Annotated in this window: 11 protein-coding genes and 1 pseudogene; 8 read left to right on the forward strand and 4 right to left on the reverse strand. The window is 57.8% G+C overall.

All coding sequences use genetic code 11. The features are described from left to right. The first annotated feature begins 171 nt into the window (after nucleotides 1–171). Nucleotides 172–1,119, forward strand: coding sequence for an IS110 family RNA-guided transposase (locus AB4O16_RS29795; protein ID WP_460155370.1), 948 nt, complete (start codon nucleotides 172–174; stop codon nucleotides 1,117–1,119). A 122-nt stretch (nucleotides 1,120–1,241) separates the two neighbouring features. Here AB4O16_RS29795 and preA read toward each other — a convergent pair whose 3' ends face one another. From preA to hydA, 3 genes are all read right to left on the reverse strand, one after another. After that, nucleotides 1,242–2,516 carry an NAD-dependent dihydropyrimidine dehydrogenase subunit PreA gene (preA, locus tag AB4O16_RS29800; protein WP_160387774.1) on the reverse strand — a complete coding sequence of 425 codons (1,275 nt, stop codon included), beginning with the start codon at nucleotides 2,514–2,516 and terminating at the stop codon, nucleotides 1,242–1,244. After that, a complete protein-coding gene (locus AB4O16_RS29805) occupies nucleotides 2,517–3,884 on the reverse strand; it encodes an NAD(P)-dependent oxidoreductase (protein WP_460156560.1) in 1,368 nt (455 codons plus the stop codon). 162 nt (nucleotides 3,885–4,046) lie between these two features. After that, complete coding sequence (gene hydA, locus AB4O16_RS29810; protein WP_460156561.1) at nucleotides 4,047–5,486, reverse strand: dihydropyrimidinase; 1,440 nt, start codon at nucleotides 5,484–5,486, stop codon at nucleotides 4,047–4,049. A 540-nt stretch (nucleotides 5,487–6,026) separates the two neighbouring features. Between hydA and AB4O16_RS29815 the strand changes: the two genes are divergently transcribed. The 7 genes from AB4O16_RS29815 (at nucleotide 6,027) to AB4O16_RS29845 (ending at nucleotide 14,447) form a co-directional block, all read left to right on the forward strand. Continuing rightward, complete coding sequence (locus AB4O16_RS29815; RefSeq protein WP_160387768.1) at nucleotides 6,027–7,511, forward strand: NCS1 family nucleobase:cation symporter-1; 1,485 nt, start codon at nucleotides 6,027–6,029, stop codon at nucleotides 7,509–7,511. 148 nt (nucleotides 7,512–7,659) lie between these two features. Beyond that, on the forward strand, nucleotides 7,660–8,940 hold the full coding sequence (locus AB4O16_RS29820; protein ID WP_460156562.1) for a Zn-dependent hydrolase: 1,281 nt from the start codon (nucleotides 7,660–7,662) through the stop codon (nucleotides 8,938–8,940). 260 nt (nucleotides 8,941–9,200) lie between these two features. Next, on the forward strand, nucleotides 9,201–9,926 hold the full coding sequence (locus AB4O16_RS29825; protein WP_460156563.1) for a hypothetical protein: 726 nt from the start codon (nucleotides 9,201–9,203) through the stop codon (nucleotides 9,924–9,926). A gap of 138 nt (nucleotides 9,927–10,064) precedes the next feature. Then, nucleotides 10,065–11,561, forward strand: a complete 1,497-nt coding sequence (locus AB4O16_RS29830) for a helix-turn-helix transcriptional regulator (RefSeq protein ID WP_460156564.1) — start codon at nucleotides 10,065–10,067, stop codon at nucleotides 11,559–11,561. A gap of 180 nt (nucleotides 11,562–11,741) precedes the next feature. Further along, on the forward strand, nucleotides 11,742–11,993 hold the full coding sequence (locus tag AB4O16_RS29835) for a DUF1652 domain-containing protein (RefSeq protein ID WP_160387759.1): 252 nt from the start codon (nucleotides 11,742–11,744) through the stop codon (nucleotides 11,991–11,993). Nucleotides 11,994–12,445: 452 nt separating this feature from the next. Next, the gene (locus AB4O16_RS29840) at nucleotides 12,446–12,652 is read left to right on the forward strand and encodes a hypothetical protein (protein WP_460156565.1); all 207 of its coding nucleotides are present in this window, start codon (nucleotides 12,446–12,448) and stop codon (nucleotides 12,650–12,652) included. Between the two features lie 91 nt (nucleotides 12,653–12,743). Further along, nucleotides 12,744–14,447, forward strand: a complete 1,704-nt coding sequence (locus AB4O16_RS29845; protein ID WP_460156566.1) for a hypothetical protein — start codon at nucleotides 12,744–12,746, stop codon at nucleotides 14,445–14,447. 268 nt (nucleotides 14,448–14,715) lie between these two features. Here the strand turns inward: AB4O16_RS29845 and AB4O16_RS29850 are convergent. After that, nucleotides 14,716–15,131 (reverse strand): annotated as a pseudogene (locus tag AB4O16_RS29850) (SDR family oxidoreductase); the annotation flags it as partial. Nucleotides 15,132–15,226 lie beyond the last annotated feature (95 nt).

The following is a 15,226-nucleotide window of genomic DNA, read 5'->3' on the forward strand; positions in this document are numbered from 1 at the left end:
AAAGCCCGATTCTGACTGTTGACGCAGTACAGATCCGTGGGAGATTTCGCCCCTCCTCCTTTCACCCAAGCGCCGATAAAGAATGCATCTGGCTAGACCGACGATAGGAACAAGCCTGCGCCTCTGGGTGAGCCCTTCAAGTGCTCAAAACCATATCCCGGAGGAAATCCAATGGCAATGCCGGTTTCTGTCAAAAAGCCGATCGTAGGCGTGGATGTCGCCAAGAACGAACTGGTGATCTATCACGCCGAACTTGACCTGCTCGAAGAGATCCCCAACAACAAAACAGCCATCAAGCATTGGTTGAAGGTCCTGTCGGGGACTGTTGCTGTAGCCATTGAGTCGACCAATATCTATCACCTGGAGTTTGCCGATCTGGCCTATGAGGCCGGCTGCGTGATTTATATGGTGGGTGGCTATGAACTCAGCCATTACCGCAAAGGGGTGAATATCCGCGCCAAAACCGATGCGCTGGATGCCAGACTGCTCGCTCGCTATCTGAAGAACGAAGGTGATGATCTTCACCCTTGGACCCCGCCATCACCGCTGTACCGCCAGCTCTTGAGCCTTTTTCGTCGTCGCGCAGCCTTGGTTCAGGCGCGGGTCGGGCTGGTGCAAAGCTGGGCGAATGAGCCGCTGCTGAAATCTGCTTTCGCCGAGCAAGTGAAGTCCATGCAAAAGCTTGAAACGCTGGTCGAAAAGACGATTAACGATCGTCTCAAAGAAGCTGGTTTGCTCGGTCAGTTGAAGCGTTGCCTGAAAGTTGAAGGCATTGGATTTCTGACCGGAGCCCGTTTGCTCACGACGTTTCAGCGGGGCGAGTTCAGAAGCGCGGATGCGTTTATCGCCTTTCTGGGGATGGATTTACGAGTGTCGAAGTCAGGACAAAAAGACGGTCGCCGGAGTTTGACTAAGCGAGGTGACCCGGAAGCCCGCCGGCTTTTGCACAACGCGGCGATGTCGGCCAGCCGAACGTCAGCCTGGAAAGGCTTTTACGAAGAGCAAAGAGCTCGAGGCTTCAGCACCACTCAGGCACTGGTGATACTGGCTCGCAAGCTTGCTCGGATCGTATTCGCCCTACTGAAGGGGCAGAGCGAATACCAACCAAAAGCCAGTTGAGGGCTTCCCCTCAACCATAGAATCTCCCACAGTGTTTTATGTCGTACACAAATACTGTGTACACAGAGAAACCTGTGGGAGCGGGCTTGCCCGCGATGAGGCCCGATCAGACACCCCACAACTCAGACGGCAACGTGATACGGATTCCTCGGATCATGATTCCAGTCCAGGAACGGCTTGCCGGTCTCCACCGGCACCATCTCGATACAGTCCTGCACCGGGCAGGTGATCTGGCACAGGTTGCAGCCCACGCACTCCTCATCGATCACCTGGTACTTGTGCGTGCCGTCCGCCTGCTTGAGGCTGGCCACGGCCTGGTGCGAGGTGTCCTCACACGCGATATGGCAACGACCACAACCTATGCACGCCTCCTGGTCGATTTTGGCGATCACCTGGTAGTTGATGTCCAGGTACTTCCAGTCCGTGGTGTTGCCCACCGCGCGACCGGAAAATTCCGACACGCTGGCGTAGCCCTGACTGTCCATCCAGCGTGACAAACCGTCCTTCATGTCTTCGACAATCCGGAAGCCGTGCAGCATCGCCGCCGTGCACACCTGCACCGAACCGCAGCCCAGGGCAATGAATTCCGCGGCGTCGCGCCAGTTGCCGATGCCACCGATGCCGCTGATGGGCAGGCCCCGGGTCTGTGGATCACGGGCGATTTCGGCGACCATGTTCAAGGCAATCGGCTTGACCGCCGAGCCGCAATAACCGCCATGGGTGCTTTGGCTGCCGACCATGGGGTTGGCGACCATGCGTTCGAGGTTGACGCTGGTGATCGAGTTGATGGTGTTGATCAACGACACCGCATCGGCGCCGCCACGGTGGGCCGCACGGGCGGCGACGCGGATGTCGGTGATGTTCGGCGTGAGCTTGACGATCACCGGCAGCGAGCAATAGGTCTTGCACCATCGCGTGACCTGTTCCACGTATTCCGGCACCTGGCCGACCGCCGCGCCCATACCGCGTTCGGGCATGCCGTGGGGGCAACCGAAATTCAACTCGATGCCGTCGGCTCCGGTGGCTTCCACCAGTGGCAGGATGTGTTTCCAGGACTCTTCGACGCAGGGCACCATCAACGACACGATCAGCGCCCGGTCCGGCCAATCCTTTTTGACCTGGGTGATTTCCCGCAGGTTGATCTCCAGCGAGCGGTCGGTGATCAGCTCGATGTTGTTAAAACCGAGTACCTCCCTGTTAGCCCCGAAGTGCGCCGAATAGCGTGACGACACGTTCACCGCCGCCGGGTCTTCACCCAGGGTTTTCCAGACCACGCCGCCCCAACCGGCCTCGAAGGCGCGCACTACGTTGTAGGCCTTGTCGGTGGGCGGCGCAGAGGCCAGCCAGAACGGGTTGGGGGATTTGATGCCAGCGAAGACAATCGACAGATCGGCCATTTACGCAGCCTCCACGTTGAGCATCAGTTGAGCGTTGATCGCTTCGGCGGCGCGCTTGCCATGCTGCACGGCTTGCACGGTGAGGTCCTGATCGAGGCTGGTGCAGTCGCCGCCGGCATACACGCCGGGGATGCTGGTGCGCAGGTTTTCATCGACGTCAATCCGTTCACCCTGGCGCTTGAGCTCACGGGCCAGCGGATCGGCGAGGGCGCTGCCGTCGAAGGCCTGGCCGATGGCCTTGAAGATCGCGTCGGCGGCCAGTTCGAAGGTTTCGCCGGTGCTTTGCAGGCGACCTTCGACCAGATGGGTGCGGGCGAAACGCATGCCGCGCACGCGGCCTTGGTCATCGAGCAAAACTTCCTCGGGTTGCGCCCAGGTCATCAGCCGCACCTGATTGGCCTTGGCAATCTCCTGTTCGTGATGGGTGGCACCCATGTCTTCGGTCCCGCGCCGATACACCAGATTCACGTCACGGGCACCGAGGCGGGCCATTTGCACGGCCATGTCGATGGCGGTATTGCCTGCGCCGAGGACGATGCAGCGATCGGCCAGGGGCAGTTGGCTCAGGTCATCGGCCTGGCGCAGTTCGCGGATGTAGTCGGTGGCGGCGAGCAGGCCGGGCGCGTCTTCGTGGGCCAGGCCCAGCTGTTTGCTGGCGTTGAGCCCGAGGCCGAGGAACACCGCGTCGAACTGTTGATGCAGTTCGCTGAGGGTCAGGTTGTCCCCGAGTTTCTGCCCGTGGCGGATTTCGATGCCGCCGATTTCCAAAAGGAAGTCGAGTTCCTTTTGTGCGTAGTCATCCACCAGTTTGTATTTGGCGATCCCGTACTCGTTGAGGCCGCCAGCCTTTTCCCGCGCCTCGAAGATCACCACGTCATGCCCGTGCATGGCACTGCGGTGGGCGCAGGACAAACCGGCCGGACCGGCACCGACCACGGCGATGCGTTTGCCGGTGGTGGCGGCACGCTGGAACGGGTGCGTGCTGAAATGCGCATTGTCCACGGCGTAGCGTTGCAACAGGCCGATCAGGACCGGCGCGCATTCGTGGGCGTTGTTGCGCACGCAGGCTTGCTGGCAAAGGATTTCCGTCGGACACACCCGGGCGCAACTGCCACCGAGGATGTTGGCCGAGAGGATTTTCTGCGCGGCGCCTTGCACGTTGTCCTGCGCAATGTTGCGGATGAACGAGGGAATGTCGATCTCGCTCGGGCAGGCATTGACGCAGGGCGCGTCGTAGCAATACAGGCAGCGCGAGGCTTCCAGGTGCGCCTGGCGCTCGTTGAGCGGTGGCGCCAGGTCGGTGAAGTGGCCGGCGAGGGCGGCCGCATTCTCAACGGGATGGGGGAGGTGGTCCAGGGTCTTGATCACGGTTTTGGCCTCACGGTTATTTGAGGTGCTGCCTCTGAATGGGCATTGTTTTTTGTGTTGTCTGGGCGGGCCTCATCGCTGGCAAGCCAGCTCCCACAGGATCTCGGGCGTTCACAAAACCTGTGGGAGCTGGCTTGCCAGCGATGAGGCCGAAGGCCGCTCTCAGCGCTTGACGGCAACCGGCTGATTCAACTCAGCCCGCTTGCTCAGCAAATCAAACACCGCCGGATACGCCGGCCTTTCGATATAGCGCCCGGCGCCACGCTCGGCCCGCAGGTCGCCGTCGGCCCAGACCACGCGGCCCTGGCTGATGGTGTGGCTGGGCACGCCGCGCACGGTCTTGCCTTCGAAGATGTTGAAATCCACCTGCTGATGGTGGGTCTTGGCGGAAATGGTCCGTGTGCCTTGCGGATCCCACAGCACCAGGTCGGCATCGGCACCGACGCGGATCGCGCCTTTGCGCGGGTAGAGGTTGAAGATCTTCGCCGTGTTGGTGGACGTCAGCGCGACGAATTGCTGCATCGAAAAGCGTCCGCTGTTGACGCCTTCATCCCACAGCACCGCCATACGGTCTTCGATGCCGGCAGTGCCATTGGGGATCTTGCTGAAGTCATCGCGGCCAGCGGCTTTTTGCTCGGCGCAGAAGCAGCAGTGGTCGGTGGCGGTGGTGTGCAGGTTGCCCGATTGCAGGCCATGCCAGAGCGCTTCCTGATGGCCGCGAGGACGGAACGGCGGGCTCATCACATAACCGGCGGCGGTCTGCCAGTCGGGGTGACGATAGACGCTGTCGTCCAGCAGCAGATGGCCGGCCAGCACTTCGCCGTACACCGGCTGGCCCTTGGCCCGGGCGTAGGTGATTTCGTCCAGCGCTTCCTTGGTCGAGACGTGCACCAGATACAACGGCGTACCCAGGGTCTCGGCGATGCGGATCGCCCGGCTCGCGGCCTCGCCTTCAACCTGTGACGGCCGCGACAGCGGATGCGCCTCCGGACCGGTCATGCCCTGGGCCATCAGCTTGCGTTGCAGGTGATACACCAGCTCACCGTTTTCCGCGTGCACGGTCGGCACCGCGCCCAGTTCCAGGCAGCGTTCGAAACTCGCCACCAGGGTGTCATCGGCGGCCATGATCGCGTTCTTGTAGGCCATGAAATGCTTGAAGCTGTTGACGCCGTGCTGGCTGACGAGTTCGGCCATTTCCTCGCGAACCTGCTCGCTCCACCAGGTGATGGCGACATGAAAACCGTAGTCCGATGCCGACTTCTCGGCCCAGCCGCGCCACTGATGGAAGGCTTCCATCAAGGATTGCTGCGGATTGGGGATCACGAAGTCGATGATCGAGGTGGTGCCGCCGGCCAGTCCCGCCGCCGTGCCGCTGTAGAAGTCTTCGCTGGCCACGGTGCCCATGAATGGCAGTTGCATGTGGGTGTGCGGGTCGATGCCGCCGGGCATCAGGTATTGGCCGCTGCCGTCGAGCACTTCGGCCTCTGCGGGAACATCGAGGTTTTCGCCGATGGCCTTGATCACGCCGTCTGCGCAATACACATCGGCGCGATAACTTTCATCATGGGTAACAACGGTGGCGCCACGGATCAACAGAGACATTCCGAGTTCCTCGCAGGCAATGACCGGCTTGTGCCGGTTCTAGATGTTTTATTCAAGACAACCGGCGCAGAACTAATCCTGTCAACGCTGTCAGGATTAAACGCTAGCTGCACTTATCCGAATCGGCAAGAATATTTTTTATAAGCTTATGCGGTATTTAAGTAATTGATATTCAAGTAATAAAATCTTAAATCACCAAAATGGTGAGGCCGTTCACCATTTTGACGCACTTGACAGGTTCTCAAAATGGTCAAGATTTCTTATGTGAAATCAGCTGTTTGAGTATGGTCTATGGTTGATGCGCAGCCATCGGAAAAAAGATCGACGCACCAGTTTGAGTCCTGACTGTTTCGACAACTTGCCTGGCATTCGGCCTGAGTGGCCTGACAAATAGTCGAGTCAGCGATTAAACCTGATGAACATCAGTTGGTTGCAATGTGTTTATGGAACTGCCCGATGCGTAGTCGGGGTACTCGGCACGTTTATTGAAGTCGCCGATCCCTGATGAGCAACAATAATCAAAAGAACAGTGGAGCGGCCATGCAACAGATCAGATCGCAAGTGACCGAGCGCGACGGCTTGTTCGAGCTCGAAGCCGGCAGCGATGTCCTCGACAGTCCCCGTTACAACCACGACATTGCACCGACCAAGGTGCACGAACGCACCTGGAACAAGTGGCACATCACCGCGCTGTGGGTGGGCATGGCGATCTGCGTGCCGACCTACACCCTCGGCGGGGTGCTGACCGCCTACTTCGGCCTGAGCGTCGGTGAAGCGCTGCTGGCGATTCTGTTCGCCAACATCATCGTGCTGATTCCACTGACGCTTAATGCCTTTCCCGGCACCAAGTACGGCATTCCCTTTCCGGTGCTGCTGCGCTCGTCCTTTGGCGTGCTCGGTTCCAACATTCCGTGCCTGATCCGCGCCCTGGTGGCGTGCGGCTGGTTCGGCATCCAGACCATGTTCGGCGGGCTGGCGATTCACCTGTTCCTCGGTTCTGTGTTCGAGGGCTGGAAATCCCTGGGAGGCACCGGCGAGGTCATCGGCTTCATGGTGTTCTGGGCGCTGAACCTGTGGGTGGTGATTCGCGGCGCCGAGTCGATCAAATGGCTGGAAACCCTGTCGGCGCCGCTGTTGGTGCTGGTGGGCGCAGGCCTGCTGGTCTGGGCCATGCCCAACGTGTCGATGACCGAACTGCTGGCGATTCCGGCCAAGCGTCCCGAAGGCGCCGGCGTGGCCAGCTACTTCGCGGCCGGGCTGACGGCGATGGTCGGCTTCTGGGCCACGCTGTCGCTGAACATTCCGGACTTCAGCCGCTACGCAAAAAGCCAGAAGGACCAGATCGTCGGGCAGATCATCGGCCTGCCGCTGACCATGTTCCTGTTCGCCTCCCTTGGCGTGGTGATGACGGCCGCGTCGGTGAAACTGGTGGGGGTGACGGTGTCCGATCCGGTGACCCTTATCGGCCATATCCAGAGCCCGGTCTGGGTCGCACTGGCGATGGCGCTGATCATCATCGCCACGCTGTCGACCAACACGGCGGCCAACATCGTGTCGCCGACCAATGACTTCCAGAACATCGCGCCCAAGGCGATCAACCGGACCAAGGCGGTGTTGCTCACCGGCTTGGTCGGCCTGGCATTGATGGCCCATGAGCTGCTGAAAAAACTCGGCCTGATTGTCTCGGACGTCAGTCTGGAAACCGTTTATTCCAACTGGCTGCTCGGCTATTCCAGCCTGCTGGGGCCGATCGCCGGGATCATGGTGGTGGACTATTTCCTGATCAAGAAACAGCAACTGGACCTTGCCGGCCTGTACCGCGATGACGTGTACCCGGCGTGGAACTGGAGCGGATTCATCGCGTTTGGCGTGCCGGTGGTGCTGACGCTGCTGTCCCTGGGCAGCGATGCGTTCAGTTGGTTCTACAGCTATGGCTGGTTCACCGGCTCGGTGCTGGGTGGGGTTATTTATTACGGGTTGAGTGTGATGCGGCCGAGTCCGTCTATTGCTAAATCTGCGGTGTGAGGGAGGGCCTCATCGCTGGCAAGCCAGCTCCCACAGGGTTCTCGGGTGTTCACAAAACCTGTGGGAGCGGGCTTGCCCGCGATGGCGGCCTCAAGCTCACCAACCAATTGCCTGAACAAATCCATAAGAACAGCCTGAGGAGATCATCATGAACGCGGCCGTCGACGTTCTGCAGTCCAGCCATCAGCACATCAACCGCGACCGCCTATGGCAATCGCTCATGGAGCTGGCCAGGCTCGGCGCCACGGTCAAGGGCGGCGTGTGTCGCCTGGCCCTGACCGATCTCGACCGCCAGGCCCGGGACATCTTCGTCAAGTGGTGCACGGATGCCGGCTGCACCGTCAGCATCGACGCCGTCGGCAACATCTTCGCCCGCCGCCCCGGGCGCAACCCCGACCTGCCACCGGTGATGACCGGCAGCCATATCGACACCCAGCCCACCGGCGGCAAGTTCGACGGCTGCTTCGGCGTGTTGGCCGGCGTCGAAGTGCTGCGCACCCTCAATGACCTGAATATCGAAACCGAAGCGCCGCTGGAAGTGGTGGTCTGGACCAACGAAGAAGGCTCGCGTTTCGCCCCGTGCATGATGGGCTCCGGCGTGTTCGCGGAAAAATTCACCCTCGAGGAAACCCTGGCCAAGGTCGATGCCGATGGCGTGACGGTCGGTGAAGCGCTGAATGCCATAGGCTACGCCGGCCCGCGAAAAGTCAGCGGCCACAAAGTCGGCGCCTATTTCGAAGCGCACATCGAGCAAGGCCCGATCCTGGAAGACGAACGCAAGACCATCGGCGTGGTGATGGGGGCTCTCGGGCAGAAATGGTTCGACCTGAAACTGCGCGGCGTCGAAGCCCACGCCGGCCCGACGCCGATGCACCTGCGCAAGGACGCCCTGGTCGGCGCCGCGGTGATCGTCGGTGCGCTCAACCGCGCCGCCCTCGGTCATCAACCCCATGCCTGCGGCACCGTCGGATGCCTGCAAGCCTATCCGGGCTCGCGCAACGTCATCCCCGGCGAGGTGCGCATGACCCTGGACTTCCGCCATCTGGAACCGGCACGCCTGGACTCGATGATCGCCGAAGTGCGCGAAGTCATCGAAACCACCTGCGACGAACACGGCCTGACCTTCGAGCTCACTCCAACCGCCGACTTCCCGCCGCTGTACTTCGACAAGGGCTGCGTCGAAGCCGTGCGCGCCGCCGCCCAGGGCCTGGGCTTGTCGCACATGGACATCGTCAGTGGCGCCGGGCATGACGCGATCTTCCTCGCCGAACTCGGCCCGGCCGGGATGATTTTCGTGCCGTGCGAAGGCGGCATCAGCCACAACGAAATCGAAAACGCCGCGCCCGATGACCTCGCCGCCGGGTGTGCGGTGCTGCTGCGCGCGATGCTGGCGGCTTCGGCGGCGATTGCAGAGGGGCCGTTGGCGTAGACGTTAGTGTTTTCAGTTGCGCGCAACTCCTGCAGGAGCCGGGCTTACTCGCGAAGACGTCGGATCAGGCGGCGAAGATGTTGCATTTGATCGACTCTTCGCTAAAGCTTCTCTATTACATAGGTTTGTGAATATTAAAATAGTTTTTATCTGCGTTTGGTTCTAAGTGACTGTCATATTTGACAGTTGTGCTGTGGTGCGTTTTCTCCAATAGTAGAAACTCATGTGTTCGCGAGTTATTAAGTAGAGGGGATTGTGTCATGGCAAGTGGTGCAGATAGCAAGCCTGGAAGTGATCCGTTTAAAAATGTTCTCATGTTCGTTGATACGTATAGGTATACCCGGGGCGCGCCAATGCTGTTACAGGGTTCTATTGCAAGTGAGTTAAGTTTTAGTTCGGTCGACTGGGCGGGTAAATCTCTTGAGTTTCGTCTTGGGATAGTCTCTGATACACCGTCCAACTATGATTTAACTCCGGATGCTGAGACATGGGTAAAGGCAGATGCTGGCAAGGTAAAGTGGTCGATAACACCTAAAAGTACAGATGGCAATCTCACGTTGGTACTGTACTCTCGGAGTTTTACTGAAACCATGGAATTTCGCTGCGAGTTCTTTACGGCGGATCACCCTTGGTATCCAAATTCAAAATTTTATATTTTTACCCCAACCGATAATGGTTTTTTTGCTCACAAGGGGAATATGTTCATTTCTCAATCTGACTACCAGTATAATATCCAGTTGTATCCCGAGGGGCGCGAGTTGATTGGTAAAGAAATCAAGTTGACCTTGGAGGGGGGTGATGGGGTGCCCGAAGTTACGCCTTCCGGGTCTCGGCCTATGGGTGCAGGAGGATTGAAATGGTATTTTAGCTTCGATCAATTCGCTAAAATAGTGCCAATAACTGCGCGGGTTGAAGGTGACGGTGTTCCGTCAACGACCACGTTCAACTTTTTTCCCTCTGAAGGCGCTACGGCTAAAATCGTATAGCAAGTTGGAGCATTCAGGGCCAATTGGTAGTTTGAGAGATTCAGCCGAAGAGCAGAAGCAATGCACGATCACACACCCTTGCGGTCGTAATCTTCACAGAGCGCCCTACATTGGCGCTCCCGTCACTGTGGAGATCCAATGAGCCAGGGCGTTCTGACCACCGACACCAATCGCCGCCAGTTGCAGCAGATCATCGCCGGCCTGTCCGACGGGGTGATCCTGCTCGACCCCGACCAGAGCATTCTGTGGGCCAACGAAGCCGCGCTGGCGATGCACGGCGTCGAGCAGGTCAGCGACCTCGGTGCCAACGCCAAGGCCTATACCAAACGCTTCGCCCTGCGCTACCGCAACAACCATGGGGTGCCGGCCGAAGGCTACCCGATCAACCGGGTCGCGCGCGGCGAGACGTTCAGTGATGTGCTGGTGGAGTTGACCGCGGCGGCGGACCCTGAGCGTAGCTGGGTCCATCGCGTGCGCAGCCTGGTATTGGCCGATAGCCGTGGCGAGCCGGAATCACTGGTGTTGATCATGGACGATGTCACCGAGTGGGCCAGCGCCGAGCAGCGTTTCGAAAAAACCTTCGCCGCCAACCCGGCACCGGCGGTGATTTGTCGACTCAGTGATCTGCGCTACATCAAGGTCAATCCTGGCTTCCTCGAAATGACCGGTTACGCCCGTGACCAGGTGATCGGCACGTCGACCTATGAGCTGGACGTTCTGGACCGGGCCGAAAACCGCGAACTGGCCAAGCAGCGCCTGCGCGAAGGGGCGACCATTCCACAGATGCAGGCCGAGTTGCGTTTGCCCGATGGCGGCAGCAAACAGGTCATCGTCGCCGGCCAGCCGCTGGAGCTCAACGACGAACCCTGCATGCTGTTTTCCTTTGTCGACATGGAGCCCCGGCACAAGGCCGAAATCGCCCTGCGCCAGAGTGAAGAGCGCTTCGCCAAGGCCTTCCGGCTGTCTCCGGTGCCGATACTGGTGTGCGCTGCGGCGGATCAGCTGGTGCTGGATGTCAACGAAGCGTTCCTCGACACCCTGGGTTATCCCAGTGAAGAGGTGCTCGGGATCAGCATTGCGCAGATCGATTTCATCGATGACAAAAGCGCGCGCATCCGCCTCTTCGCCGCGCTGGAGAAAACCGGCAGCCTGGACCGCGTCGATGTGCGTATGCGCAGAAAAAACGCCGGGTTGATCGATTGCGCGGTGTCGGCGGACACCGTGAACATTCAGGACACGGCCTGTTATCTGCTGGTGTTGATGGACATCACCGAGCGCAAGCGCACAGAACTGGAACTGGTGTCGGCCATCGAGGAAGTGATGAAGGACGCCTCATGGTTCAGCCGCACGCTGATCGAAAAACTGGCCAACGTGAAGAGCATCAACTCACAGAAGTTGCCCGGCGTATCCTTCACCGACCTGACCGCCCGTGAGCGCGATGTGCTGAGCCTGATATGCGAAGGCCTGGCCGACAAGGAAATCGCCGCGCGCCTGAAGCTGGCGCCGAACACGGTGCGCAACCATGTGGCGGCGGTGTATTTGAAACTCGATGTGCATAGCCGCAGCGAGGCGATTGTCTGGGCACGGGAGCGCGGACTGTTCTCGAACGAGTGGCGGCCGAAGGCACAGCGATAAGGTGCAAATGCACCAGCTCGCAGGGTGCAAATTGATGTGTCGACTCCGGGTGGTGACTCTTAGGCTGAGGACGTGCTGCAGCTGACTACAAGTCAGCTGCGCACCCCCTTCGTAAACCGCCAAAAGGACTCGCCCCATGAGCCGGCTACACGATGCATCAAACCGTCAGGGCCCGTTGCAATGACTACCCTGGCACAGTTGCGGATGCTGATTGAACGCAATTTTTCACCCCTGGCCTGCGAATGCAGTGTCACCGGCGACCATTCGCTGACTGTGAAGCTCTATCATCCGGTGTCGGGGCAGGTGGACCTGGTGGTCAGCGGTCTGACCCTGCACACGCTGCAAACCGCAGAATCGGTCGCGGCATTGATCGAAGAACTGCGGTACGAACTCGACAGCAATTCCCTGCAAAGACCTGATCCGGTGATGTAAGAACTGCCAGCTTTTACTGGCATTGGCCACCGGCTGGGCTATAAATGATTCGCAGATATTTATTTTTGTGACAGGTGTGAGGATTTTGCGCACCAATTCTGTTGTCACAAAAATGTGTCGATCACTTATCGCGGGTCAACCTATGAAAACTCTTGGGAAACGCGTTATCTCACCCTTGTCGCTGGCATTGTACGTGGCGATTCTCGGCGGCTGCTCCAGCCCGCCACCCCCTCCAGTTGTCACTCCACCCCCTCCTGAACGCACTTGCCAGGCCATGGATAAAACCGATGTGCTGGGTGATGTTCGGGCCGAAGACGGGCAGGTGACGCGGGTCACCACCACGACGCGCTGCGTCACGCAGTAAATCCGGGGGTGGTCTACGTTGAAACCCCGGGTCGAGAGCATCGTACTGATCGCAGGGCGGTAGCCTCATTGAAGGCGCGATCAGCGCGATGCGTAGCAAGTTCGATCTGCTTGGGGTGATGGTGATTTCTTTCTTTCTTTCTTTCTCGACGTTTGTGGTAATTCTGATGGGTACCATCTGCGTTGTTGGCGCGGGCGGTCTATTTATTGTTTCTGCTGTTGTCAGTTCATTTTGGCTGGCAGTTGCGAGATTTATGTGTTTGAAGTTCTTTTTTATCGCCATTTGTTCTAATTGAACTGTCAATTCTGCCAGTTACTCTGGCTGCGTTTTTACCCGATAGTTGAGCGACCAGCCTGTTACTCCCAGTCGACTATCGAGACAGCATCATGAGTATTGAATTGAAAGCCGGAGAAACTGAAATCGGTCCCGTATATATCTGTCACGGTGCAGAGCATGATTTCAAAATTGCGGCTGCGGAAGACAGTCCATGGGCCAATCAAGGGATCAGTCTCAACCCGACACTCGGCGAATCGTCTTCGATTGTCGCGGCCCCGGCCTTTGGCGAGTACCAGAAGTTGTCACCCGAGGGTGGCAAGTGGAAATTGATATGTCCCGCTGAGGGAACAGATGTCGACTTCAATCTTCAATTACAGAGCGAGTTCACTGCCCAGCCATACAAAGTCCTATTTCGGTTGGGGGACTTCAGGCGTGAATTTCTTCATGTACGCCCGCCCATCGGCGCTCCAGTGGTAGGGGATAAAGTGGTTGCTGAAGTACAGATTGGTTCGTTTTACACCAAAAAAGAACTGGAGAATGTTGAAGTTGAGTGGATGTACGATTGGAAGCCCGTGGATCGTGTTCCAACCTCCGATTCAGGTTGGAGCAGGTTTGAGTACGACGTCCTCTCGGCGGGTGAGCACCAGATCATGGCCAGTGTCCACAGCCCGTATGACGACCGTCCTAGCAGATTCATTTTTCCGATCAATGTGTATCTGGAGAGTCCCTGGGAGCAGGCTTCGCTGTTTATCAACGGAGAGCGAGTGGCGTGGAACTCCCCGAGTGTGGTTTTGTTTCGCGGTCAGCCCAACGAGGTGAGGATAGAAGCGCCCTTCCTGCAGGAAAAAGAAATCAGTCTTGGATTGATGAATCCGGACGGTCTGAGCATTGAAGCCGCTCCAGCGTTTGAAGGGTGGGTACCCGTACCTGACGGCACGACCACTTGGGTCGTCACCCCGGCTGGCAACAAAAGTGGTCGTATCACGTTGAAGTTGTCGAGTAAAGAAACAGTTCAGGCCTGGGAAGTTCCCTGCGCCGTACTGTCGTTAAACCTCGCTGATGAGGCTGATGTCCATATTGATGGGGCTGCAGTTCCACCCGGGGGCAATTGGTTTATCCGGAATAAACCCCAAACCGTCACGTTGACCGCCAAATCAGGCAGTCCACTGGCCGGACTTCCGGTTTCATTGAGCTGTGCAGTAAAAACTGGCCTGGATGTCGGCAATGTGGTGAGTGCCCCAGTCTTTGGCAGTTTGCAAACCACGTATAGCTGGGCGGTGACGGGGACAACTAAAAGCGGAACGTTTCAACTGGCGCTGACGGGCAGGGGTATGACTGCGCCCATTTCGGTGGCGATTAGTAAGTTGATGTCGAATAATCTAGCTCACGAGGCTGACGTTAAGGTTGATGGTAAGGATATTTCCAATATCGAAATTCCATATGTAAGAAATTCAAAGCGCACAATTACGGTAGTTCCGAAGTTGGATAGCCCTTTGGCGGGCTATCCGCTGAGTCTGAAGTGGATTCGAGGGGCTAATATCATGCCGGGCGATTTGACGTTTGAACCACCGTTAAACATGGAGTCTACTTTTTTCAGTTGGCAAGTTTCTGGCTCCGCCACGAAGGCAGGAACGTTCGAACTCGGATTTTTTGGAGTAGGTTTCAATGCGATGTTGGTTTTGCCTATCAGTAGGCAAATTATCGCGAAGTATTTTTGGACGGTAGGGAGATTTCAGGGGTGCAATCTGTTGTTGCAGGTAGGAATTATTCTTTGCGCGCTGAAATTTCAGATGGGGTTTCCAGCATATATGTAGAGAATAGCCCAGGTGAATTCAATTTTAATCCACCTTTAAAAAGGCAGTTTTCTGTGTCTGGTGGAAAAGTAGAGTGGAGCTTCGCCTCTCTTGCATCCCGTGACGTTACAGAGACGGTCTTTTTTAGGTTTTCAACGGTATACGCGGCGCAGGATAAAATTGAGATTGTTAGTCGGCCAACGTAATTTTTCTAATCGACAAATGGAGTTCTGAAAACAAGAAAGGCAGCCATTTGGGCTGCCCTTCTTGTTCAACCAAGTGGTGCGATTCAGGACAAAAAACCACCATCCACATTCAACGAAACCCAGTCGTATAGCTGGCCAGGTACAGCACCGCGCCAGCTATCTCACTCGGATCCGCCACACGCTTGAGCGGAATCTGCTGCAACGCAGTATTCAGAATGGCTTCATTCTTCACCAGCGCCGAAGCAAACTTGGTGTCGGTCAGGCCCGGCAGCAAGGCATTGCATCGAATCCCGAACTGCGCACATTCCTTGGCGAACACTTTGGTCAGGTTGATCACCGCCGCCTTGGTCACCGAGTAGATGCCCTGGAAGATCCCCGGCGAAACGCCATTGATTGATGCAACGTTGATGATGCTGCCGCCGCCGTTTTCGCGCATCAGCTTGCCGGCTTCGACTGACATGAAGAAGTAGCCGCAGATATTGACGTCGACGGTGTTCTGCAAGGTGCTGGCTTCACCGATGTATGGCAAGCACCGGATACGAAAGTGACCCCGTTACCGAGCCAAGCACTGATTTCAATCTGTGCATGTCTTTG

The sequence above is a fragment of the Pseudomonas sp. S2_H10 genome (assembly GCF_054668285.1).

Excerpts from the sequence above, each read along its gene's own strand:
- preA (WP_160387774.1), bottom strand. The coding sequence starts at position 2,516 with ATGGCCGATCTGTCGATTGTCTTCGCTGGCATCAAATCCCCCAACCCG.
- AB4O16_RS29820 (WP_460156562.1), top strand. The coding sequence starts at position 7,660 with ATGAACGCGGCCGTCGACGTTCTGCAGTCCAGCCATCAGCACATCAAC.
- AB4O16_RS29835 (WP_160387759.1), top strand. The coding sequence starts at position 11,742 with ATGACTACCCTGGCACAGTTGCGGATGCTGATTGAACGCAATTTTTCA.
- AB4O16_RS29795 (WP_460155370.1), top strand. The coding sequence starts at position 172 with ATGGCAATGCCGGTTTCTGTCAAAAAGCCGATCGTAGGCGTGGATGTC.
- AB4O16_RS29825 (WP_460156563.1), top strand. The coding sequence starts at position 9,201 with ATGGCAAGTGGTGCAGATAGCAAGCCTGGAAGTGATCCGTTTAAAAAT.
- AB4O16_RS29830 (WP_460156564.1), top strand. The coding sequence starts at position 10,065 with ATGAGCCAGGGCGTTCTGACCACCGACACCAATCGCCGCCAGTTGCAG.
- AB4O16_RS29845 (WP_460156566.1), top strand. The coding sequence starts at position 12,744 with ATGAGTATTGAATTGAAAGCCGGAGAAACTGAAATCGGTCCCGTATAT.
- hydA (WP_460156561.1), bottom strand. The coding sequence starts at position 5,486 with ATGTCTCTGTTGATCCGTGGCGCCACCGTTGTTACCCATGATGAAAGT.
- AB4O16_RS29840 (WP_460156565.1), top strand. The coding sequence starts at position 12,446 with ATGCGTAGCAAGTTCGATCTGCTTGGGGTGATGGTGATTTCTTTCTTT.
- AB4O16_RS29815 (WP_160387768.1), top strand. The coding sequence starts at position 6,027 with ATGCAACAGATCAGATCGCAAGTGACCGAGCGCGACGGCTTGTTCGAG.